12 protein-coding genes are annotated in these 23,473 nt (G+C 70.3%); 5 read left to right on the forward strand and 7 right to left on the reverse strand.

Going from position 1 to position 23,473, the window contains the following annotated elements:
* The first annotated feature begins 160 nt into the window (after positions 1–160).
* Entirely contained in the window at positions 161–3,697 is a 3,537-nt protein-coding gene (gene mobF / locus ACFWDO_RS11970) for a MobF family relaxase (protein WP_380317063.1), read from the forward strand.
* Between the two features lie 349 nt (positions 3,698–4,046).
* Here the strand turns inward: mobF and ACFWDO_RS11975 are convergent, their stop codons facing one another.
* A complete protein-coding gene (locus ACFWDO_RS11975; protein ID WP_380317066.1) occupies positions 4,047–4,367 on the reverse strand; it encodes a hypothetical protein in 321 nt (106 codons plus the stop codon).
* Positions 4,368–4,425: 58 nt separating this feature from the next.
* On the opposite strand from ACFWDO_RS11975, the gene ACFWDO_RS11980 reads away from it, so the two are divergent.
* The gene (locus ACFWDO_RS11980) at positions 4,426–4,773 is read left to right on the forward strand and encodes a hypothetical protein (RefSeq protein ID WP_380317069.1); all 348 of its coding nucleotides are present in this window, start codon (positions 4,426–4,428) and stop codon (positions 4,771–4,773) included.
* A gap of 97 nt (positions 4,774–4,870) precedes the next feature.
* Here ACFWDO_RS11980 and ACFWDO_RS11985 read toward each other — a convergent pair whose 3' ends face one another.
* From ACFWDO_RS11985 to ACFWDO_RS11995, 3 genes are all read right to left on the reverse strand, one after another.
* Positions 4,871–5,179 carry a hypothetical protein gene (locus ACFWDO_RS11985; protein WP_380317072.1) on the reverse strand — a complete coding sequence of 103 codons (309 nt, stop codon included), beginning with the start codon at positions 5,177–5,179 and terminating at the stop codon, positions 4,871–4,873.
* Positions 5,180–5,233: 54 nt separating this feature from the next.
* Positions 5,234–6,598 (reverse strand): hypothetical protein, encoded by a 1,365-nt coding sequence (locus ACFWDO_RS11990; RefSeq protein WP_380317075.1) that lies wholly within the window; start codon positions 6,596–6,598, stop codon positions 5,234–5,236.
* Positions 6,599–6,700: 102 nt separating this feature from the next.
* Positions 6,701–7,042 (reverse strand): LysR family transcriptional regulator, encoded by a 342-nt coding sequence (locus ACFWDO_RS11995; protein ID WP_380317078.1) that lies wholly within the window; start codon positions 7,040–7,042, stop codon positions 6,701–6,703.
* A 242-nt stretch (positions 7,043–7,284) separates the two neighbouring features.
* On the opposite strand from ACFWDO_RS11995, the gene ACFWDO_RS12000 reads away from it, so the two are divergent.
* Positions 7,285–16,158: a DNRLRE domain-containing protein gene (locus ACFWDO_RS12000; RefSeq protein ID WP_380317081.1), complete on the forward strand. Its 8,874-nt coding sequence runs from the start codon at positions 7,285–7,287 to the stop codon at positions 16,156–16,158.
* A gap of 961 nt (positions 16,159–17,119) precedes the next feature.
* Here the strand turns inward: ACFWDO_RS12000 and ACFWDO_RS12005 are convergent.
* The 3 genes from ACFWDO_RS12005 to ACFWDO_RS12015 form a co-directional block, all read right to left on the reverse strand.
* Positions 17,120–17,665, reverse strand: a complete 546-nt coding sequence (locus ACFWDO_RS12005; RefSeq protein ID WP_380317084.1) for an endonuclease V — start codon at positions 17,663–17,665, stop codon at positions 17,120–17,122.
* Between the two features lie 472 nt (positions 17,666–18,137).
* On the reverse strand, positions 18,138–19,316 hold the full coding sequence (locus tag ACFWDO_RS12010) for a hypothetical protein (RefSeq protein ID WP_380326458.1): 1,179 nt from the start codon (positions 19,314–19,316) through the stop codon (positions 18,138–18,140).
* A complete protein-coding gene (locus ACFWDO_RS12015; RefSeq protein WP_380326456.1) occupies positions 19,313–19,969 on the reverse strand; it encodes an RNA polymerase sigma factor in 657 nt (218 codons plus the stop codon). The genes ACFWDO_RS12010 and ACFWDO_RS12015 overlap by 4 nt, the downstream gene beginning before the upstream one ends.
* A 202-nt stretch (positions 19,970–20,171) precedes the next feature.
* Between ACFWDO_RS12015 and ACFWDO_RS12020 the strand changes: the two genes are divergently transcribed.
* Positions 20,172–21,824, forward strand: a complete 1,653-nt coding sequence (locus ACFWDO_RS12020; protein ID WP_380326453.1) for a hypothetical protein — start codon at positions 20,172–20,174, stop codon at positions 21,822–21,824.
* Positions 21,825–21,957: 133 nt separating this feature from the next.
* Positions 21,958–23,427 (forward strand): family 20 glycosylhydrolase, encoded by a 1,470-nt coding sequence (locus ACFWDO_RS12025; RefSeq protein WP_380326450.1) that lies wholly within the window; start codon positions 21,958–21,960, stop codon positions 23,425–23,427.
* Positions 23,428–23,473 lie beyond the last annotated feature (46 nt).

A 23,473-nucleotide genomic window follows, 5' to 3' on the forward strand; every position in this document is an offset into this window, starting at 1 on the left:
CCGCGAGTCCCTCGGGTACAGGCGATCACACCTGTCCATCGGAGGTGATCGTCGTGTCCACCGATCGCAGAGATCTCACACCTCAGGCAGTTGTGGCCTTGGGCCGTGGGACGGCTTCTGATTCGCGCTCGACGCTCGGGCGTGTCCGCGGCGGTGTTCGATGACGGTGTCGGTGCGCAAGATGAGCGCGGGCAATGGGTATGAGTACCTGACGCGCTCGATCCGCAACGCTGACCTGGACGCCGCGCCGGCACGGGGCGCCGCGGCGGGATCGTGGGTGGATCCGGTGGCTGCCTACTACGCGGAGGCGGGCACTCCGCCGGGCTTCTGGCTCGGGGCAGGCCTGCCGGACCTGGGCGGTGGCCGCGCGTTGCGCCCGGACGATCCGGTGACCACGACGCACCTGCAGCGGCTGTTGGGTGAGGGCGTCGATCCCGTGACTGGTGAGCCGTTGGGGCGTCGGTATCCGAGATTCGTCCCGGTGCGGGAGCGGATCGCAGCGCGCGTCGCGCAGCTGGAAGCGGATCTGTCGGACGAGGCGCGACAGGCAGCGGTGGGGGCGATCACGGCTGAGGAGGTGAGGACGGGGGACCGGACCGCGACGGCGGGGTTCGATCTGACCTTCTCCGTGCCGAAGTCGGTGTCGGTGGTGTGGGGGTTGGCCGACCGCCGGACCCAGGGCCTGATCTTGGCGGCGCACCATCGGGCGGTGGCCGAGACGATCGGGTTCATCGAGCGGCAGGTGGCGGCGACGCGGGTGGGCGCGGATGCGGGGGACGGGTCGGTCGTGCAGGTGGACGTCACGGGGTTGGTGGCGATGGCCTTCGATCACTGGGACTCGCGGGCCCACGACCCGCAGCTGCATACCCATGTGGTGGTCGCGAACAAGGTCCGCGCCGTCGTGGACGGGAAGTGGCGCACCCTGGATTCGCGGGCGCTGTTCAACGCGAACGTGGCGTTCTCGGAGTTCTACAACGCGGTCCTGGCCGACAGGCTCACCGGCACCCTCGGGGTGACGTGGTCGCGCCGGGCGCGCGGCCGTGACCGCAGCCCGGCGCTGGAGATCGACGGGGTCCCGGACGACCTGATCCGGGAGTTCTCCTCGCGGTCGGTGGAGATCGAGCACTGCGCCGACGACCTGATCCGCGAGTACCGGCGGGAACACGGCCGGCACCCGTCGCGGCGGACGATCGTGCGGCTGCGGGCGCAGGCGACGCTGGCGACACGGCCGCCGAAGACGCTCGAGTCGCTGGGCGAGCTGACCGAGACGTGGCACGACCGGGCGTCGCGCGTCCTGGGGCGGGACTCGAGGGAGTGGTCGCAGGGGCTGATCGCCAGGGTGGTCGACGGCCTCGGAGCGGGGCGGTCCTTCACTGCCGGCGAGGTGCCGGACGACGCCGTCTCTTCCGCGGCGGGCGTGGTGCTGTCGGTGGTGGGGAGCAAACGCGCGACGTGGCGGCACTGGAACCTGTGGGCCGAGGCCGAGCGGCAGACGAACACGTGGCGCTTCCAGACCGCGCAGGACCGGCTCAAGGTCGTGGGCCGCATCGTCGCCGCAGCGGAGGCCGGGTCGGTGCGGCTGACGCCGCCCGAGCTGGCGCCGACGCCGGAGTTCCTGCGCCGCGCCGACGGCACCTCCAGCCTGCGGCCGCGGCACGCCACCGTCTACACCTCCGAAGCCGTGATCGCCGCCGAGGAGAGGCTGTTGGCGTCGAGTGCCGACACCACCGGTCCCGGCCTCGCGGGAGCCTTCTCGGGAGTGGTGGCGGACGACGCCGTCGCCCAGGGCGTGGTGTCCAGGTCCCAAGCCGATGCCGTCGTGTCCGTCGCGACGTCGGGGCGGGTGCTCGATGTGCTGGTCGGTCCGGCGGGCACCGGAAAGACCACGACCATGCGTCTTCTGCGCACCCTGTGGGAGACCACCCACGGCACCGGGTCCGTCGTCGGGCTGGCACCGTCCGCGGCCGCGGCACAAGTCCTTGCCGGAGACCTGCGGATCGGGTGCGAGAACACCGCCAAGTGGTTGTACGACCACGCGGCCGGTACGAGGGCCCTCCGGCCGGGGCAGCTCGTCATCGTCGACGAGGCATCCCTCGCGGGCACTCAGACCCTCGATCGACTTGCCCGGCATGCCGCCGACGTCGGGGCGAAGGTGCTGCTCGTCGGGGACCCCGCCCAGCTCTCCGCGGTCGAGACCGGCGGCGCCTTCAAACTTCTTGTCGGAGAACGACGGCGTGTCACTGGCGCCGTGCCCGAGCTCGTCGAGGTCCAAAGGTTCGCCCACGACTGGGAGAAGTCCGGGAGCCTGCGCCTGCGCGACGGCGACGTGGACGTCCTGCCTGTCTACGAGCGCCACGGCCGCGTCATAGCTGGCACGACGGACGAGGTAGTCGATGCCGCGTACACCGCCTGGCTGGCCGACCATGCCTCGGGGAAGAACTCCATCCTGATCGCCGCCGACACCTCCACGGTCACCGATCTCAACCGCCGCGCCCGCGCCGAACGCCTCCTCGCCGGGACCATCGACGACCGACGCGCCGTCATGCTGGCCGGGGACGTCGAAGCCTCAGCCGGCGACACGATCCTCACCCGCCGCAACGACCGTCACCTGCGCTACGGCCGCGACGGATGGGTGCGCAACGGCACCCGGTGCCAGGTACTCCACGTGCACCGCGACGGCTCCGTCACCGCGCAACCCGTTGGAGCTGGACAGGGGACCGACGCGGCTTCTCCGCGAAGCGCGTCGCCGAGGCTTCCGACCGTGCGTCTGCCCGCCGCCTATGTCGCCGAGCACGTCGACCTCGGCTACGCCACCACCGTCCACCGCGCCGAGGGCATCACCACCGACACCGCTCACCTGATCGCCACCCCGAGCATGACCCGCGAGCTGACCTACGTCGGGATGACGCGAGGTCGAGCCACCAACACCGCCTACGTCCCGCTCGACCACCCCGACCGGGAGGACAACCACTGCAGCCCCACAGGGAAGACGACGGACGACGGACTCTCGGAGCGGGCGCATGCCCGAGCGATCCTCGCCGGGATCCTGTCCAGGACTGGTGCCGAGCTCTCCGCCCACGAGTCGGTGCGGACCGAGCACGACCGACACCTGTCGATCGCCAGGCTGGCCGCCGAGTACGACACCATCGCCAACCACGCCCAGCGCCCCCGCTGGACGCACCTGGTCACGCACAGCCTCCGCGACCAAGGACTCGACGAGAACGCGATCGCTCGGGCGTTCGAGTCCGAAACGTTCGGACCGCTGTGCGCCGAGCTACGTCGCGCCGAGGCCGACGGACACGACGTCGACCGAATTCGTCCCCGCCTCACCGCGAACCGGCCGCTGCGCGACGCCGACGACGTCGTGGCCGTCCTGCATCACCGCCTCGCGACCGCCACGGCCGGCCTCAGGACCCGCCGGCCCGCTCGAATCGCGGGCTTCATCCCCGAAGCCCGCGGACCACTCCCCGACGACGTCGCCGAAGCACTGGCTGTCCGAGCAGAACTCATCGAACGTCGTGCGAGAGCCATCGCAACCGGGCATTGCGCGGCGAGGAACCATGGACGCGTCGACTGCCCCGGCCCCCGCTCGCGAACGACGCAGATCGGCGCCGCCTGGTCGTTGCCATTGGTGCCTACCGGGATCGATACGGCGTCACCGGCGATCAGCCTCTGGGAAGCCCGTCGAGCAGTCTGAGCCAGCGCGATGATGCTGGGCGTCTGGCCGCCCAGCTGAGACTCGTCGTCAGCCGACTCCAACGCGGGCCTCACCCTGAGGCCCGACAGCTTGGCCGGCGCAACCCCAGGCTCCAGGGGATGAAATCCCGGCGACACGATTCAACATCTCAGGCTGACGTGTCGAGGAGCGTGTGAAACGAATCTGCCAAGCGGTGCACGTCCTCACCGGCTCCGTGGTGCGTCGTCGTCGAGAAGGTCCACGAGTCATCGTCGTACGGTCTGTTCGTCACCTCCTACGGGATCGCAACCCGCCGAAGATCGCTGTCCGCAACGTCGTTGGGCTGCGGAGCTGTCTCGTCGGATCGTCCTCAACGCCACTCTTCCCACTTCTCGATTGCCTCAGAGGCTGCCGCCGCGTCTCCGAGACGGATCGACTTCGGGCGCGGGGTTCGCTCGGCGCGGCTCGTCCACGTGGGATGCACCATTGCAAACGTGCCGTCAACCAAGCTGACGATGACGTCGTCGGAGGGCCAGTATCGGGCCTCCACACGCACGATCTTGCCCGCCAACTCGTGATCGGGACTCAGTTCCAGCTCGATCTCGTCGAGCACAGCAGCGAAGTTGCTCTCAGCAGGCGGACCGGAGCCTTCACGGCTCCACCACTCGCCCGAGAGCCTCAGCACAGTCACACGCCGATCGTGCCACTTAGGCCATGTCTCCTGATGGCCGGCGGGGCAGGATGTGCCCGTGGAGCACCTCGTTGACCTGGATGTCCTTGCGGACCGGCTGCGGCCGGTCGTTGAGGGGTGGAGACGTGAGGTCGATGTCGGCCCGTTGACCTGGCGCGACTACGAGGCGGGTTGGCCGAAGCCGATCACGCCCGATCGGGCCAGCGTTCGGGTCCCCGAGTCGCTGGGGCTGACCCTTCGGAAGCGCGCCGTCGGCGACGTGCTCGAGATCGTCGTCTACACAGGCGGCTGGGCTGATGTCGAGTACCTGGTCGGCCTCGAGGTCTACACCTTCTGTCACGAGTTCCGGGACGCAGACGGTGCGTACTCGGCGGTGATGTCGGGGGTCACCGACTTCCTTGCTTAGGCCCACCGCAGCCAGGTGATGATTGCCGCGACGACGACCCCTGCGCGGTCGTCCTGGCCGCAATCATCGTCTGGTTGTGTTGCTGAGCCACGAACCGTCAGTAGAGCTCAACTTCCCAGTGCTCAAGTGCTGGTTCGCCGGGCGGAAGGCTCCCAGTGCAGTACTGGTAGATCCACGTTGCGGCCCGCCGCTCGGCGTACTTCTCGTTCACGGGTTCGCCATCGTCGTCGAGTTCCAGAACGTTGGCGAACACCGCGAAAAGGGTCTCCATCTGGCTCGGCGAGTCCCGCAAGTCGTCCCAGTATTCGATCCCATCCAGGAGCGGGCGACCGACCGAGCCGCGAGCAACCCAGCCCGCGAAACGCCGCAGCGCGCCAGACGCCCCGTGGGGCAGGTTCGTGGTCACACCCGGACTCTAGAGCTACCGGTGATGGCTGAGCCGGATGTCAAGAGACACGGCCTAGAGGCGTCCGTCGATGGTCACGGCCCGCTCGGACGGCTCGAGCCCGAAAAGCGTGCGCAGCTCATCCGTGATCACGGCGACCTCTTGCGGGTCCGTCGTGCTCCCGAATCCCGTGGTGACGGCGCAGGCCAGAAGCCCACGAGGCACGGCACCGGCGTCGAGCAAGGCCCGCCACTCGGCGGGCCCGGTTTCCAGGTACTCGAGCGAGCCGAGCCCTCCGAGCTCGAGGGGGTCCTTGATCGAGCCGGGGACCGAGACGAGCGTACGCAGCCGCGGCAGTCCGGCGGCTTCCGCCACGGTCGCCGGGTCCTCGGGGCGCTTGACGATGTACAGGACCTCGAGCTCGGGGGAGGCGACGTCCGACACGGCACGGCCGTTGGCCACGGTCACCTCGCCGTACTCCGGCAGGTCCTCGGTCCACCCGGTCACCATTCCGTCGCCCTCGTGTCGCTCGCCCCGGACGAAGGCGAGGAGCGAGTCCGCCAGGACCCTGGCGCCGAAGGGCTGGTCACCGCGTGACTCGTCGCTCCAGCCGATCACCTGGCCGACCTTGCCCGCCGGTCCGGGGACCGTGTCGATGGCGATCGTCACGGTGTCCGCGTTCCCCAGTACGAACCATTCGGGCGGCTGCGACAGGGCCTGGATCGCGTCGTCCGACGCCGTGTTGCCCGCGGTACGGGCCAGGGTCGACCAGCCGTGGTAACGGGTACGCGGCTCCGCGCGCCACGGCTCGTCGAGGGCCCATACGTCGAACGGGACGGGAGCGTTCCAGTCGAATTCCGCCCAGTCTGCGTACTGCTGACGCCCTCGCGTTGCGCTGTACAGGACGCGGGCCTCGGGCGGCAATGCCAGTCCCGAAGCCGTCTCGTACGCGTCGAGCTCGGCGTCCGACATCCCGGTCTCGTTCGGCCACAGGGCACGCAGGATCTGCTCGAGCGCCGGCAGGTCGACGGGGCCGCGGGGTTGCCCGGGAGCCGGCGGTGCGGGTCGGCGTCGGTACGGCTCTGGCATGGCGCCCTCGACGAGCGTGAGGTGCCCGAGTCGCTCGGTGCGTTCCTGCCCGGCAAGCACCGCGCGAACCGTGACGGCACCGTCCGCGCGGTAGTTCACCTTGAAGTCGACCCCCATCAGGCCGTCGGCCCGCAGTGCCTCGCGGACCGTCTCGAACGGGGCGTGCTGCTCGGCGTAGTCCTCGACCTGCATCGCGCGCCCGGGGACGAAGGGCGGCTGGGGGAACTGGACTCCGGAGACGCCGTGCCCGCCGTTCACGCCGACCGACCCGCTGAACCCGCTTGCCTCACGCAGATACGGCCGTGCGTATGCCACCAGTGGTTGCCAGGCCGCGAACTCCTCGGTCGCCACGCGGTGCTCCCCATCGTCTCGGGCGTTGTCAATCGGGCGAACTGGCCCTCGATGCGTAGATCGCGACGCTTGAGGCCGGTGAAAGTGCTGTGGGCAGTGCGCTCACGCAGCCGTGTTGGTGCAGGTGCACTGAGTGGTGGCCGGGTGATGGCGGGCGGCGCGCTGACGTGGACCGCGGGCCGCACGTCGGGCTCCGGCGGTGCGCATGCGGTCGACCTCGTTCAGCACGATGTCGCAGGAGGCGAGGACGGTGCGGCCGCTGTCGGTAAGGGTATAGCTGCCGTCGTCGACGCGGCGGACGAGCGTGACGCCCAGCTCCTCGCTGAGCGCGCTCATGCGCGTGCTGACGGAGCTGACGGCGACGCCGAGCTCGGCGGCAGCGCCCTTCATCGAGCGGTGCTCGACGACGGCCTGGAAGGTCCTGAGCTGAGCGAGTGATACCACTGAAGCCTCCTCGGGGCCGCACTGCCTGGCGGCGAGAAGGTACCTGCGACCGTTGCGGTCGTCAACTGTGCCGCTGTGAGCGGCTTGTCCGGTTTCAGGTTTTCCGAAGCCGAGTACCTGGCCAGGAATTTCACCCGCTACGTTCAGCCCGCTTGGATCGGCCTGTGCTAGGGGGCCGGCCGGCGTCTTTCCACAACCGGTGCACCGCATGGTCGCGTGTGCCCGAGGCCAGGAGTGTTGACGTGAGTTCATCGGTTCGCCGCCGCAGCATGCGGGCGCTTGTCGCCTCTGCGCTGAGCGCATCCCTCGTCGCGACGATCGTGGTGGGTGGTCCAGCATCCGCGATCGCGGCCGAGGAGCCGGACGCGTCGTCACCGGGCGAGCAGCTGCCGGCCGGTACGGACAGTGGTGGCTTCTGGGGCAAGCTGTTCGGCGGCGAGAAGGCGCCGGAGAAGGCGCCGACGTCTGCGGAGGGTGTGCCCGCGCGTGAGCATCTGCCGAAGGGTGAGGTTGCCCCGAAGGCGGAGCGGGTGCGGGAGCTGAAGGGTCGTCGTACGACGAACTCGCGCTCGTTCCTGATGAGCAACGGTCAGGTGCAGGTCGAGGTGTCGGGGGAGCCGACGTCGTTCGAGGCGGCGGACGGTTCCCTGCAGGACATCGACACGACGGTCGAGCCGACGGCGAAGGGCTCGAAGGTGCGCGGTCACGGCTGGGCGGCGTCGAACCGGAGCAACGTGGCGAAGTCGTTCTTCGGGACGTCGTCGGACTCCGTGCTGCGTGTGGAGGCCGACGGCGGCAACGGGGTGACCCTGGGCCTGGCCTCCGACAAGGAGGACGCGCTGGAGCCGGTCGTCGAGGGCTCCCGGGTGACCTATCCGGACGTGGACGCGCTGGCCGGCGGTGACCTGGTCTATGACGCGGAGCCGGGCCGGGTGAAGGAGTCGATCGTCCTGGACGAGGCGCCGACGGACCCGGTGAGCTTCGAGTTCACGCTGTCGGGCCTCGACGGGCTGGAGCCGCGTGCGGCGAAGGACGGGTCGATCGGGTTCTACGGCCAGGGCACCGACCCGGTGCTGACGATGCCGGCGGGGGTGATGTTCGACTCCGCGAAGGGTGCGTCGTCCGAGGGCGGCAAGGTGGCGCCGGCCGACGACCAGGGGCGTGCGGTCTCGACGGGGGTCGACTTCGACCTCGCCCAGGGCGCGGACGGCGGCTGGGCCTTGACGGTGACGCCGGACCACGAGTGGCTGGCGGCGAAGGAGCGCGTCTTCCCGGTGACGGTGGACCCGACGATCATCGTCGCGCCGACGCCGACGACCAGCAAGGACACGTTCGTCCACTCGCTGAACCCGACGACGAACTACGGGACGTCGGAGCGGCTCTCGGTCGGGCGTACCGACGGCGGCGGCATCGTGCGCGGCCTGGTGACGTTCCCGCTGCCGACCGTCCCGGCCGGGACGAAGCTGACGGCGGCGTCGCTGCAGATGTACTACTCCCAGACGCACACGAGCTACACGACGGACGTGGCGCTGGAGGCGCACCGCGCGAAGGCGTCGTGGGACTCGCTGTCCGCGACGTGGAACTCGACCAAGGACCTGGTGGGCGAGCTGTCGGGCACGCAGATCGTGGTCGACAACGGGGATGCGGGTTCGGCCGCGACGGGGTCGTGGACGGCGTCGGGCAACCCGGACCTCACGCAGTACGCGATCGGCGGGGACTACCAGTTCGCGACGGGCGCCCCGGCGGGCGACTCCTACACGTGGCGTCCGACGCTGCCGGCCGCGGGCAACTGGCGCGTGGACGTGCACCACGTCCCGGCCAATGACCGGATGACGAACGCCCCGTACACGGTGGCGTACTCCGGCGGGTCGAAGACGTACTCGGTGGACCAGCTGCGCGGCACGGGTGGCGTGTGGACGACGCTCGGCTCGCACCCGTTCAAGGCGGGCACGACCGGCACGGTGGTCCTGAAGGACACGACGTCGACGACGGCGACCGCGGTGATCGCGGACGCGGTGCGGTTCACCAAGGGCTCGACGGTGATCAAGCCGTCCGGCGAGCTGCAGAAGTGGCACTCCTACGACGTGACCGACACGGTGCAGGGGTGGCTGGACGGCACGTTCCCGAACTACGGGTTCGTGCTGAAGGCGGCGGACGAGTCCGCGAACGGACCGCTGGGCGGTCCGCGGTACGACGCGAGCGAGTACACCTACGGCGGCGAGACGCGCAACCGGCCGAAGCTGGTGCTGACGTACGGGCGCCCGGGTGTGGTGCTGGACATCCCGGACACGATCCACGCGACGGGCGCGGAGCTGGCCTGGTCGACGTACGCGGACCCGTCGACGTCGACGGCGGACGACCTGGTGGAGTACCAGGTGCACCGCAGCATCTATCAGACGTTCACGCCGTCGGCGGCGACGCTGGTGTCGCCGGTCGCGCCGGGGACGACGACGTTTACGGACACGACCGCGGTACCCACTCCCGCGGACAGCACGGACCCGTTGGGCCGGGCGTACTACTACCAGGTCGCGGTGAAGACGAAGGACGGCACGGTGGTGCCGTCCAGCACGCAGCTGGTGCGGCTGCCGAAGGCGGGGCACACCACCAAGGAGATCCTGGCCACGGGTGACACGTCGCTGTCCTCGGGCAAGCCGACGACGAACCTCAACGTGATCCAGGATGCGGGCCCGCAGAGCTGGGACATGGTCGGCAACGACTCGTCGTACTACGGCGACGTGCGGATGGTCGCGGAGTTCGACGACTGGGGCATCCCGGCCGGCGCGCGGATCACGGACGCGTCGTTGCGGATGTGGAAGACGGTCTCGGAGATCACCACCGCCGGTGGCGTGTACGAGGCGCGTCAGCTGACGACCGACTTCGACGAGACCACCGCGACGTGGAACGCCCCGAAGACCGGGGCGACGTGGACGAAGGCCGGCGGTGACTTCGGTACGACCGCGCTGGGCACCAACGCCGACTTCCCCGACGGGTCCGAGCGGGTGGGCTGGGACGTGAAGTCCCTGGTCCAGAAGTGGGCGGACGCCCCCACCGCCTACCGCGGCGTGATGCTGAAGATGGCGAACGAGACGCTCGCGCAGGAGCACACCCTGTTCGCGTCGCGGGAGCTGGAGTCCAAGGGCGGGCTCGAGCATTCGGGGCCCCGTCTGGCGATCACGTACCTGGACACGACGCCGGAGGGCACGTTCTACGCACCCGAGACGCCGTCGCGCATGGAGTCAGGCGCGTCCTACAGCGCGGACGTCACGGTGACCAACACGACGACGGGCACGTGGACGACCGCCGCCCAGCAGCTGCGCGCAACGTGGACGCTGCCCGACGGGTCCGCGGTCGCGGGGGCGCAGCCGACGACGGCGGCGCTGCCGCAGGACATGTCGCCGGGGGAGTCGCGCACGATCACCGCGCAGGTGAGCCCGCCGCCGGTGAGCGAGGGGAACAAGCGCAACGACGTGACCCTGAGCTGGCAGGTCGTCGCGGCCGGGACCTCGACGCCCGCGCCGGGGCTGCCCTCGGGTGGTCTGAAGCAGAACGTCGCGGTCGAGGACCCGACGTCCGACGAGCTGGGCCTGGAGTCGTTCTACACGTACGCGGGGAAGAACACCGGTGCGGGGTCGTCGGTGATGACGAACGTCGCGTCCGGGAACGCGGTGTGGTCGTACGACGCGTTCACGAACCCGGGCCGCGGGCTGACGTCGTTCGCCAGGTTCGCGTACAACTCGATGGACACGTCCGACACAGTGACCGGGTACGGCTGGTCGGCACAGCTGGCCGGCCCGGTCCGCCTGGGCGCGCCGCTGGACTTCCACCCCAACCCGCACCCGACCGAGGTGTTCCTGCCCGACGGTGACGGCACCACGCACGTGTTCCGCCTCGACGACACGACCGGCGAGTGGGTCGCACCGGCCGGGGTCAACTACAAGCTGTCGGCGAAGCCGGGCCTGGACTGCACGCCGGGCAAGGGCACGGACGAGGTCACCGACGCGTGGACGATGCTGCGCCCGGACGGGACCCGGTTCCTGTTCGACTGCGACGGGTACCTGACGTCCACGGTGGACAAGAACGGCAACACGCAGACGTTCACGTACGCGCAGCGCCAGTCGAACAACAAGCCGACGAAGTTCCTCACCTACGTCACCGATCCCGCCGGCCGGCAGGCCCTGAGCGTCGAGTACTGGGAGAAGGGGCAGACGGGGTACAAGTACGTCGACGCCTCCGGCGCGGTGGTCTCGGCCACGGGCAAGCTGTCGAACTCCAAGATCTACGACCACGTCAAGGCGATCACGGACGTCTCCGGCCGCCGCGTCGAGCTGTACTACACGGACAAGGGTCTGCTGGGGCAGCTGGTCGACGGCGCCGGGTCCGGCAAGGCGAAGACGTTCGGCTTCGCCTACGACGCCACGCAGGGCAACAAGAACGTCAAGCTGGTGAAGATCACCGACCCGCGCGGCAACGCGACCGCGATGGACTACTTCGCGCCGTCGGAGGGCGACGACCAGGCCGACCACTGGAAGGCCCAGACGATCACCGACCGTCTCGGCGGTGACACCACGTTCGCGTACGCGCCGAACGCGACCGACGCGACGCTGCGGGACGCGACGATCACGGACGACAAGGGCAAGGTCACGTCCTACACCTCGGACGTGCGCGGCCGCGCGCTGTCGGTGACGAACGCGAAGGCCGAGAAGGTCGCGCTGACCTGGGACGCGGACAACAACGTGCGCACCCTGACCGAGGCGAACGGCGCGGTCACGGCGTACTGCTACGACCCGAAGACCGGGTACCCGACCTGGCAGCGTGACGCCGAGCAGAACAAGGCGAACGGCGGTGCGCCGGCCGCGAGCGAGTGCGTGCGCGGGATGACCGCGGCCCAGGCGCCGAAGGGCGCGGCGGTGTACGAGTACGCCACCCGCGCCGACGGATACGCGGCGGACCTGTTCCGCACCACCTCGCCGGCCGGGCGGGTCAACCAGTTCGGGTACGACGCGTTCGGCAACCTGACGTCGGTGACGGACGGTCTCGGTCTGGCGACGTCGACCGCGGGCGACTACACCACCACCTACACCTACGACGCGTACGGGCAGCTCAAGACCGCGACGGACGCGAACGGCAACGCCACGACCTACTCGAGCTTCACCCCGACCGGGTACCCCGAGAAGATCGCCGACGCGCTGAGCAAGGTCACGACCAGCTCGTACGACGTACGCGGCCAGGTCCTGAAGGTCACGGATGCCACGGGCGGGTGGACCACGCAGGCGTACGACGTGTTCGGGCGCCCGCTGGAGTCCGCCACGCTCAAGTCGGGCAGCGGGACGAGCGCGGTGACGATCACGACGCCCGCTCCGGTGTACGACGCGAACGACAACGTCACCACGTCGATCGCACCGAACGGCGCGACCAGCACCGCGACCTACGACAAGGCGGACCAGGTCACCAGGACCACGGCGCCGAAGGACACCGACACCTCCGGTGAGCGGGCCACGACGTACGTGTACGACACGGTCGGGAACCTGACGGCGGTGACCGAGCCGAAGGGTGTGGCCACCACCACCGTCGCGGACGACTACACCACGACGTACACCTACGACGACTTGTACCAGCTGACCGCGGTGACGAACGCGGCCGGGGACCGGATCGAGTACGACTACGACAAGGTCGGCAACACCGTCGAGGTGCGGGACCCGAAGAAGGTCGCCTCCACGTCGACCACGGACTTCACCTCGCGCACCGGGTACGACCTGAACCACCGCCCGATCACGGCCACGGACGCCGACGGCAACGTCACGCGGACGGGGTATGACGCGGACTCGCTGGTCACCTCGGCGACCGACGCGGACGGCAACGTCACGACCACGAAGTACGACGCGCGTGGGGCGCAGGTCGAGGTCAAGGTGCCGCACTCGGGCACGGGTGACGCGATCGTGTACCGCACCACCAAGTACGAGTACGACGAGGTCGGCAACACCACCCGGGTGATCACCCCGCGGGGTGTGGACACCGCGGCGGCGGACGACTTTGCGCTGCGGACCGAGTACGACAAGCTGAACCGCCCGGTCAAGCAGTTCCAGCCGTACGACCCCGCCGACACCCGGTACAACAAGGCGGACGTGTTCACGGCTACGACGTACGACGCCGTCGGGCGTGTGGCGTCGACGTCGATGCCGGCCTCGGACGGGCAGACGAAGCGCAACACGACCACGTTCGAGTACTTCGCGAACGGGTGGGTGAAGAAGTCCACCGACCCGTTCGGGATCGCCACGACGTACGACTACGACGAGCTCGGCCAGCAGACGGCGCGCACGCTGACGTCCGCGGGTGGTTCGGCGAACCGCACGATGACGTGGTCGTACTTCCCGGACGGGAAGCTGAAGTCGATGGCGGACGACGGTGTCCCGGTGGGGTCGAACGAGGTCCTCGCGGACAACTCCGACCGCCAGTCGACGACGGTCAAGGGCACCTGGGCGACCGGTGACGTCACCGGTCAGCAGGGCATCGACCACCGCACGCACGCGGCGACGGCGACGCCGGGCGCGGACGCGTTCACGTGGAGCCTGGACGTGCCCGCGAACGGGACCTACGACCTGTACGTCGCGTACCCGAACGTGACGGGTGCGGCGAAGGACGCCGCGTTCACCCTCGCGCACGGCGACCCGGAGGTTGCCGCGGGCAGCGACGGCGCGCAGGTCGTGGAGCCGAAGGTCACGGTGGACCAGTCCGCCGGGGCGGGGGCGTGGAAGAAGGTCGGGTCGTACGAGCTCGACAAGAACGAGACGACGTCCCTGTCGCTGGTGCCGTCGGCCACGGGAGTGGTGGTCGCGGACGCGGTGAAGCTGGTGCGCGACAACAGCGCTGACGCCGACACCGAGCGCAAGACGTTCACCTACGGGTACGACCTGAACGGCAACCTGGAGACCATCGACGACACGTCCAAGGACGCGGGCGGCGCGGGTGCGGGGATCGACGCGTACAAGGTGGTCTACGACCAGCTGAACCAGGTGTCGTCGGTGACCGAGAACCCGGCCGCGACGTCGAAGGTCGTCACGTCGTACGTGTATGACGTGAACGGGCAGCCGACGAAGGTCACGCACCCGGACCAGGTCAGCGAGTACACCTATGACACGCGCGAGCTGCTGGCGACGGTCGGGGTGACCGACACGACCGGCGAGACGCCGGGGTCGGTGAAGACCACGACGTACGGGTACACGGCCCGGTCGCAGAAGGCGTCCGAGACGAAGCCGAACGGGAACGTGACCTCGTACGCGTACTTCCTGGACGGGGCGCTGAAGTCCACCAAGGAGTTGAAGAAGGACGGCAGCACGCTGGTCGCGTCGCACGCGTACACGTATGACGCGAACGGCAACCAGGCCACGGACGCGGCGTCGAAGATGAACGCGGACGACCATGGCGCGTACCTGGACTCGTCGACGACGTACACGTACGACCCGGTCGACCGGCTCGCGAAGAAGGTCAAGACCGGCAACGGGGCCTCGGACGAGGTGTACGTGCACGACGCGAACGCGAACGTCATCTCCCAGACGCTTAAGGGCGCGACGACGACCTACGCGTATGACCGCAACCGGCTGCAGACCGCCACGACCGGCGGGCAGACGGCGAACTACACCTATGACCCGTTCGGGCGCCAGCAGTCGGTCACGTCGGCGGGGAAGGTGATCTCCCGCAGCACGTATGACGGGTTCGACCACGTGGTGAAGTCCGAGAAGATGGACGACACCGGAGCCCTGGTCGCCACGACCTATCGGTTCGATCCGCTGGACCGCACCACCTCGTCCACCTCGGGTGGCAAGACGACCGACTACACCTACCTGGGTCTGTCGTCCGAGGTCCTCACCGAGGAGGTCGCGGGCGAGCTGTCGAAGTCGTACCAGTACTCCCCGTGGGGCGGGCGGCTGTCGCAGATCTCCCACCAGGCCGACGCCGAGGCCGGCGTCGAGGTGGGAGAGACGGCGTACTACGGGTACAACGCGCGCACCGACGTCGAGACCCTGACCGACGAGACCGGCAACACCACGGCGACCTACGGGTACACCGCCTACGGGTCCGACGACACCACCGAGTTCTCCGGGATCGACAAGCCCGAGGCCGGCGACCCCGCCGCGGCGGAGCCGTACAACGCATACAGGTACAACTCCAAGCGCCTCAACGCCGGCTCCGGCACCTATGACATGGGGTTCCGCGACTACGACCCCGGCCTCAACCGGTTCACGACGCGGGACATGTACAACGGGGCGCTCGCGGACATGGGTCTCGGAGGCGACCCGTACACCGGCAACCGCTACGCGTTCACGAGCGGAGACCCGATCAACCTAGTTGAGATGGATGGCCATCGTCCCGACGACTGCGCGACGTACTCGTGTTCAAAGTCTGGTGGCGAATGGCAGTATGGCGAGAAGTTCGAGAACACCGGAACGGTGGTCTCCATTGGAGAAGCCGAGACCGGTGGAGGGTTCGACGCAGCCGCTTGCGCGGACGTGGCACCCATGTACACAGGGACCTGGGTCTCAGGGGCACTTGCTTGCGACTTCGCAGCGGCGGGCGAGGAGGACCCTCACCTGACACTCGATATTGCTGGCCAATTGCCGGGGGCAGGCGTCCTTGCCGATACTGGAAACTGTGCGTGGTATTGGGCTGAAGGTAGCACCGTCGATGCGAGCATTTCCTGTGGTGCCGCAGTTCCCGGTCCTTATGGAATGGCCGCTTCGGCGGGAAGGATCTCCAAGCGAATCGGTGAGATCGCTGAGGCTGCCGACGATGCATCTGACCTAGCCCGAGTCTTCGGACGATTCACGCCGGCTGACATTCGTGCCGCCGCGGGCGCACCAGACAAGGCGGGCCTGACCAGGGTCGGGCGCGCTTTGCAGAAGCACTCCGACCGTCCTGGTAGCGTCTTCCGCGGGATGTCGACCGGAAACCCCGCCGCACGCAACCAGCAGGGCATGGACCTGCTGGATGAGATGCTTGGGGATCCCGGAGTGCGGACGGAGGTGCTGGACAACGTGACGAATATTTGGGATTCAAGTGGGCGCGGAATGCGTCTTAACAACAACGGTACGTTTATGGGGCTTCTGGAGCCGAGATCATGATTGCCGGATACCGATTACTTTTGGTGAGTTCGGTCGGTGAGCGAGATGGGATGGCGTTAGAAGTCACACACGACACTGGCGCGAGGGTGGCCGAAGTGTTCGAAGATGATGAAACCGGAATGAGGACGGTCAGCCTCTTCGAAGACGATGTTCCGTTGGGCGTAGTCGAGTGGTTGCTCTCCGAAGCGCGCGAACAGTTGTGATCGCTCTTCGCATACCGCAGGTTGGTGTCAATCGGCCGTAGCAACGGATTGCGGGCACTGTCGAGGACGCAGTTGATTCCGTCCGCGTCTCCGCAGAGTACTGAATAGCCCCGGGCTCGGTGGAGGCTCGGTTACCTGGCTCCGGCTGCGAGTTCGACCGGGTTGTCTGGAGCGTAGTGGTGCTGCCAGAACTTGTCCTCGAACTCGGCCGGCGGGACGAGCCCGGTCTCGCCGTGCAGGCGTCGGTGGTTGAACCAGTCGGTGTACTCTGCAATGGCGACTCCACGTCCGTGACGGACTTCGAGCCCTCGGCCGGGCGCATGACGGGATTCGGATGGACTCGGCCTTGAACAGCGAGTTCAACGCCTCGGCCATCGCGTTGTCGTACGAGGTCGCCCTTGGAGTCGACCGAGACCAGGGCGTCGGCGAGCCGCTCGGTGTACTGAATTGCCCGATATTGGACTCCGCGGTCGCTGTGGTGCGACGCTCCTTTGGTTCGTCAAGCGGTGATCGGGGCTGCCTCGAGTAGGCGGTAGAGGTCTCGGGCTATGTAGCGCTTGAGACAGCGTCGGATCTCACGGTCGGTCTTACCTTCGCTGGTGCGGCGGGCGACGTAGTCGCGGGTGCGGTCGTCGTAGCGGATCCGGGACAGCGCGATGGTGAAGCGCCCAGGTCCTCTGCCGCTCCTACGCGGGCTGAACCCTGGGGTGCTTCAGGCTGCGCGGTTGAGTAGGTCGTGGCGCCGGGTCGTGTAGACCTCACCTGCTCGGCCGTGACCGCGAATTGGGCTGAGTTCGGCCGCGCGCGAGGCGGTCCACTCTTGCCAGTGCGTCGGGGATCCGGTTCGGCCCTGTCATCGCCTTGACGATCCGCGCTGCCTCGGCAACGTCGAGCCCGGTGGCGGTGACGTAGAGGGGGCGCGTCGCGATGCCGCGGAGCACCTCGGCGGCGTGCGTTGCGGTGCGGAACGGAGTCTTGGCGACGCCGATGACCGGGACTCCGATTGTCTCGGAGGCGTGCGCTCCGAGCCCGGCGCGGCCGTGGGGGTCGAGGGTGGCGTATCCGTCGATGACGAGCAGGTCGAGGTGGGGGCCGAGGTCGAGGACGGCGTGGATGCATGGGAGTTCCCGCTTGAACAGTGCCCCGGGCTCGTAGGGCTCGACCTCGGCGATGTCGGTGACGTGCTCGGACTTTGTTGTAGAGAGTGTCAGGTCGCGGCACACGACGAGGGCCGACCTGGCTCCGCCCTGGTCGTCGTAGTGGACGTCGACCGCGCCGACCGTCGTGGTCGTGGTGTGCTCCATTCCGGGCTCAGCTGGCGTCGGTGATGAGGGCGGCGAGGAGTGCGTTAGGGGTAGCAGGTCGGCGTTCCGTCGGTCTCGGTGAGCTGGCCAAGGTCATCGCTCTTGCGGTTCACATCGTGCCACGCGTCGTGCCACGGATTGGGGCTCGTGCCACGCGATTGCCGCGCTCCGGCGGTGCATGCGCGAGCACGGTTGCCCCTGGTCTTGCCCCGCCTGAGGGTGGCAGAATCGGGGTACGCGATCCGCGAGATTTCAGCGTTTCTGCGGCTCCGCGAGTCATGAACAGAACAAGACCACACGCGCCTCGGTCGGCTGGAGTCGGGCCCGAGCTTCTTGGAGAAGGTCGGGGGTTCGAATCCCCCTAGCTCCACCGAAAGCCGAAGGCCGTCGCACATCGTGCGGCGGCCTTCGGCGTGTCCGGAGCGCGGCGCACGCGCACGGCCTCGGGGCGGGGCGCCGTCCGCGGCCCGTCTCAGCGCAGGCGCGGATCGTCCAGGTCGACGTGCTCGACGGACCGCGCGATCGTCCGCATCGCGTCGAGGGTGTCGACCTGCGCGACCAGCCGGTACCGCACGCCCGACCGCACCCACCGCAGCTCGGCACCTCCCTGCCCCTGGGGCGTCCAGACGGCGCGCACCCCGTTGAGGTCGACGAGCTGGAGCCCGAACTCGGCCACCTCCGCCTCGACGGGCGCGATCGCCGGGGTCGTCACCTCGAGGAGCGCGGACGACGGCCCGGGGACCTCGACGTGCCCACCGTCCGCGTCGCGGGTGACGACGCGGTCGTCCGGCCCGTACTCGACGGACCAGCGGTACGTCGACCGTTCCCCGACCTCCGGGTCGATCACGGGCGCGCTCTCGAAGCCGGCCGGGACGCTGGCCGGGTCCAGGATGCCGTCGGCGTCGAACTCCAGGGCGTCGAGCAGGGTCACGGTCTCCTTCTCCGCCATGCCCTCGGCGACGGCGTACCAGCGGACGCCGCTCCCGTCGATCCACGTGAGGCGCTGACGGGGGACGTCCGGGTCGTTGACCCACGCGAGCACCCAGCCGTCCGCGCCGCGGAGCGTGACCTGGTCGGCCGAGCCGAGGTCCTCGATCCGGGTGAGGGGCCCGGCCGCGACGTCGCGATAGACGTTGAGCCCCTGCACGGCGCCGGGGGCGTAGACCACGGCCGACGCGACCGCGACCGGGCAGTGCCGGAAGTTCTCGAAGGCCGTGACCCGGCCCGCGCGCCCCTGCCCCACCACTGCCGCGACGTCCGCGACGGGGCTGTCGGCCCAGGTGTCGCGCGGCATCGGCGTCGACAGGTCGGCGTCCACCTCCGCCGCGCTGCAGGACGGGTCCGCCGCCGCGGCGGCGGGGACCAGACCGAGCGGGCCGGACGGCGCCTTCCCGGGGTCCGCACCAGGGGTCGCCACGACGGCGACGGCCAGGACCGCCGCGGCCGCCGCGGTCGCCAGGCCGGCGGTGAGCGCGAGCCGGGACCAGGGGACCGACGCGCGACGACGGCCGTCGCGGTGCGGTGCGGGCCGACGCCGGGCGTGATCGGCGCGACCGGCCTCGGCGCCGCGCCGAGCGGCGGCCAACCCCTCGGGGTCGACCGGAAGGTTCGGCGCGAGAGCCGCCACACGGTCGAGTGGGTCGCGAGTCATCGGTGACCTCCGGCGGGACGATCGGGAAGGGGGTGGGTGGCGAGAAGATCCGGCGCAGGGGGACGGCGTGGTGGCGCGGCCGGGCTCGGGACGGCCGAGCCCAGGTCGTCGGCGTCGAGCAGCTCGGTGAGCCTGCGGCGGGCCCGGGAGAGGCGGACGTCGAACGTGCCCAGCCGGCAGCCCGCGACACGGGCGGCCTGCTCCCGCGACAACCCGTCCCACGCGACGAGGAGGAGCGCCTCGCGATCCTTCTCCGTCAGCCGCGCCAGCGCGAGGAGCACGTGCGCGCGCTCCGCCACCGCGGAGTCGGGGGCGGGGGCCGCGGCGTCGCGCCCGGCAACGGTGCCGAGCCGGGCGACGAGGGCGGCGGACCGCCGCGTGGACCGGTGAGCGTTGCGGATGACGTTGCGGGCCACGCCGACGAGCCACGGCAGCACCTCGTCGTCGGGAATCTCGTCCGTCCCGGCGCCGTGCCGGCGCCACGCGACGAGGAACGTCTCGGACACGACCTCCTGCGCGGCGTGGGCGTCGACGTGCCGCATCGCGTACGCCTGGACGCGCGGCGCGTGACGGCGCCACCAGTCGGCGACCCGGGCCTCGTCCGGGGGCACGCCGTCGCGCGGCGGCGACGGCGCCCGAGGAGAACTGTTCATGCCGGGAGATGTCCGTCCATCCCGAGGAACTTACCGGCGGGTCTCGCGCCGACGCCGTCGCCGCGGGGCGCGACGCCCGCGGCGCCGTCGCAGGTGACGACGCCGCGTGGCAAGGCCCGGGCGCGGGGGCCGCACGCCGACGGCCCGGGACGCCGGACGGGACGACGTCGACCCCGGCCGCAGGATGCGCAAAGATGAGGGAGTGCCCCTCCGGAACGTCCGATTCGTCCTGCCCGTCGTCGTCCTGACCGGTGCACTCGCCCTCGCAGGCTGCACGGCGTCGCCCCCCGACGGTTCGTCGGCCTCCCCGGCGGCGGCGTCGTCGGTCGCGGTGCGCGACCTGCCGGACCACACCGTGCTGCTGGACTCCGCGGACCCGGTCGAGCTGGCGCTGACCACGAGCCAGACGGTCTACGCGCGATCGGAGATCGTGGTGCTGGCGGACGCCGACGACCAGGACGCGCTGCCCGCCCTCGCGGCCACGGCCGTGGCCGTGCACGCTCCCGCGCTGCTGACCGACGGCACCGGCGCGGGCGTGACGGAGGAGCTCGGGCGGCTCGGCGCGCGCGTGGCCGTGGTCGTCACCGGTGACGACGTCCGCGGCGGCGAGGACGGCACCACCCGGGACGAGGACGACGCGGCGTCGCGCCAGGCCGCGGAGGCGGCCGGCGTGCAGGTGCTCGACATCGCTCCCGACGTGCTCGACGGCGTCGACGGCGCGGGCCCCACGCTCGAGGACGACGACCTGGACGACCTCGCCGACCAGCTCGACGGGATGCTGGGGGGCGACGTGACGTCGTCGCCGTCCGCGTCCGACGGCGAGGGCGGTTCCGAGCCTGGCGGGCCGCGGCTCCTGCGGGAGGTGCTGGCGCTCATCGACCCGGCGGAGGGGCAGGAGGCCGCGATCGCGTCCCTGCGCGCGGCCGGCGCCGTGACGACCCGGGTGCCCGGCGGGGATCTCGGCTCGCGCGACGTGGTGCAGACCGTCGACCGGGCGCAGGCCCTCACCGTCGTGGGGGTGGGCCGGTCGTTCGGGGACGCGGCCACGTTCGCCTGGCGTGTCGCGGCCGCCGAGCGGGCCGCGCTGCTGCCCACCGGCAGCCAGCACCTGCTGCCCGCGCGGTACGTCACCGTCCCCGCGACGGTCTGGGACGACCCGGCGACGGCGGTCGCGCGGGCGCAGGCCGCGGCCGCCGCGTACACGCCCGCCGACGGGACCGACACCGGGACCGACGGGGGCGACGACGTGGGCCCGGTCGTGCCGACGCTCGTGCTCCCCGTGAGCACGACGGCGACCAGCCCCGGCGACGACGGCGACTGGGTCACGCAGGAGGACGTCGAGGCGCTGCGCCCCCTCGTCTCCGCGGCCCGCGACGCCGGGGTCTACGTGCTGCTCGACATCGGGGCCGGCCCCGCGCCGGTCGCGGACCAAGTGCGCGCGGCGGAGCCTCTGCTGGGTTCGTCCGGCGTCGGCGTGTCCGTGCGGCCGGAGAAGCGGGTGGGGGACGGAGCCTCCACCACCTCGCACGAGATGACCGCCGACGAGCTCGACGAGGTCACCGCCTACCTGGCCGACCTCGTCTCCCGCGAGGGGCTGCCGCCGGCGCTGCTCGTCGTGCACCAGACGCGGCCGGAGTCGGTGCCCGACCGCGAGCTGCTGCACTCGCTGCCGCAGGTCGAGGTCGCGGTCGTCGCCGACCGGACCGGCGGCGTCACGACGGGCGAGTGGGTGTGGAACCAGGTGAGCGCCGACGTCCCGAAGGGGGTCCGGCTGGGCTGGTCCGGTCCGGCCGTGGGCGTGCTCGACTCGGTGCTGCCCGCCGACCCGGCGCCGGTCGTGATCGACACCTACTGAGCGCGCCCACGCCCGGGCGCCGGTGGTGCGGCGTTGTTGGAGCGCGCCTCGGACAGCGTCGTTGACACGGGTTCCTCCTATTCGGCAGGATCGTTAACGTAACGATTCGACCCGCGTCTGGAGACTGATCCCCGTGCTGCCTCTCATCCCGTGGCCCACCGTCGTCGAGGGCGCTGCCGTCGAAGGCCACGACGCGCCGTCGCTCGCCCTGGACGCGGCCGTCGTCGTCGCCCCGGACGACTCCCTCTCCGCCCTGGCGGCCGAGCAGCTCGCGGCCGCCGGCGTCCGCGTCGTCACCGACGGTGCCGGCGAGGACGGGGCCACCCCGGTGGTGCTGCGGCTCGACGACGCGGCCGGGCCCGAGGGCTCCGACAACCCCGAGCGCTACACGCTGCGCGTCACGACCGCGGGGGTCGAGGCGACCGCGGCGGAGCCCGTCGGGCTGCTGCACGCCGCGCGCACGCTCCGTCAGCTCGTCACGACCACGGCCGAGGGCGCCCGCGAGGTGCCCGCCGTCGTCGTGCACGACGCGCCGCGCTACCGCTGGCGGGGCCTGTCGTTCGACGTCGTGCGGCACTGGTTCGCCCCCGAGGACATCCGCGCCGTCGTCGACCTGGTCGCGGCGTTCAAGCTGCGGGTGCTGCACCTGCACCTCACCGACGACCAGGGCTGGCGGATCGAGACGCCGTCGCGCCCCGAGCTGGAGAAGGCGTCGGACAACCAGGTGGGCGGCGGCACCGCCGGCTTCCTCACCACCGACGACTACCGCGAGCTGCAGGAGTACGCCGCGGCGCGGTTCGTCACGATCGTGCCGGAGTTCGACATGCCGGGGCACATCAACGCCGCGCTGCAGGTCTACGGCTCCCTCACCCAGGACGGTCTGGCGACCGAGAAGTACGACGGCATCGAGGTCGGCTTCTCGCGCCTGTGGTTCGACAACCCCGCGACGGAGCCGTTCCTGCGCGACGTCATCGGCGACATCGCCGCCATGACCGACGGCGACTGGGTGCACGTGGGCGGCGACGAGGTGCACACGATGGAGGTCGAGGAGTTCGCGAAGTTCGTCGAGCTCGCGGGCCGCATCGTGCGCGAGCACGGCAAGACGCCGATCTTCTGGCAGGAGGGCGCCCGCGGACCCGTGGAGCCCGGCACGCTGTTGCAGTACTGGGAGCCGAAGGGCGAGGAGTTCGCCAGGTTCGTCGCCGCGGCCGAGGCCGGCGCGCGGTTCATCATGTCGCCCGGCAACCACGCCTACCTGGACATGAAGTACACCCCCGAGCACGAGCTGGGCCTGCACTGGGCCGGCTACGTCGAGCTGCGCGACTCCTACGAGTGGGAGCCCACCGCCGTCATCGACGGGCTGCCCGCCGACTCCGTCGAGGGCGTCGAGGCCGCCGTCTGGACCGAGACGATCACCACCCGCGACGAGCTGTTCTCCATGCTGCTGCCGCGCCTGGGCGCCGTCGCCGAGGTCGCCTGGACCGCTCCGGAGCGCAAGGACTGGGACGCGTTCCGCGCCCGCGTCGCCGCGCAGGCGCCGGGGTGGCGCGAGACCGGCTGGGCGTTCCACGAGACCCCGCAGGTGGACTGGCCCACCGCCTGAGCGTTGTGAGCGGGCGTTTGGCCCTGTTTCGTCGACGAAACAGGGC

Origin of the sequence: Isoptericola sp. NPDC060185 (assembly GCF_042728595.1) — a bacterium.
In the GTDB taxonomy this organism is placed as follows: domain Bacteria; phylum Actinomycetota; class Actinomycetes; order Actinomycetales; family Cellulomonadaceae; genus Isoptericola.

Excerpts from the sequence above, each read along its gene's own strand:
- ACFWDO_RS12005 (WP_380317084.1), bottom strand. The coding sequence starts at position 17,665 with ATGGAGCACACCACGACCACGACGGTCGGCGCGGTCGACGTCCACTAC.
- ACFWDO_RS12015 (WP_380326456.1), bottom strand. The coding sequence starts at position 19,969 with ATGAACAGTTCTCCTCGGGCGCCGTCGCCGCCGCGCGACGGCGTGCCC.
- ACFWDO_RS12010 (WP_380326458.1), bottom strand. The coding sequence starts at position 19,316 with ATGACTCGCGACCCACTCGACCGTGTGGCGGCTCTCGCGCCGAACCTT.
- mobF (WP_380317063.1), top strand. The coding sequence starts at position 161 with ATGACGGTGTCGGTGCGCAAGATGAGCGCGGGCAATGGGTATGAGTAC.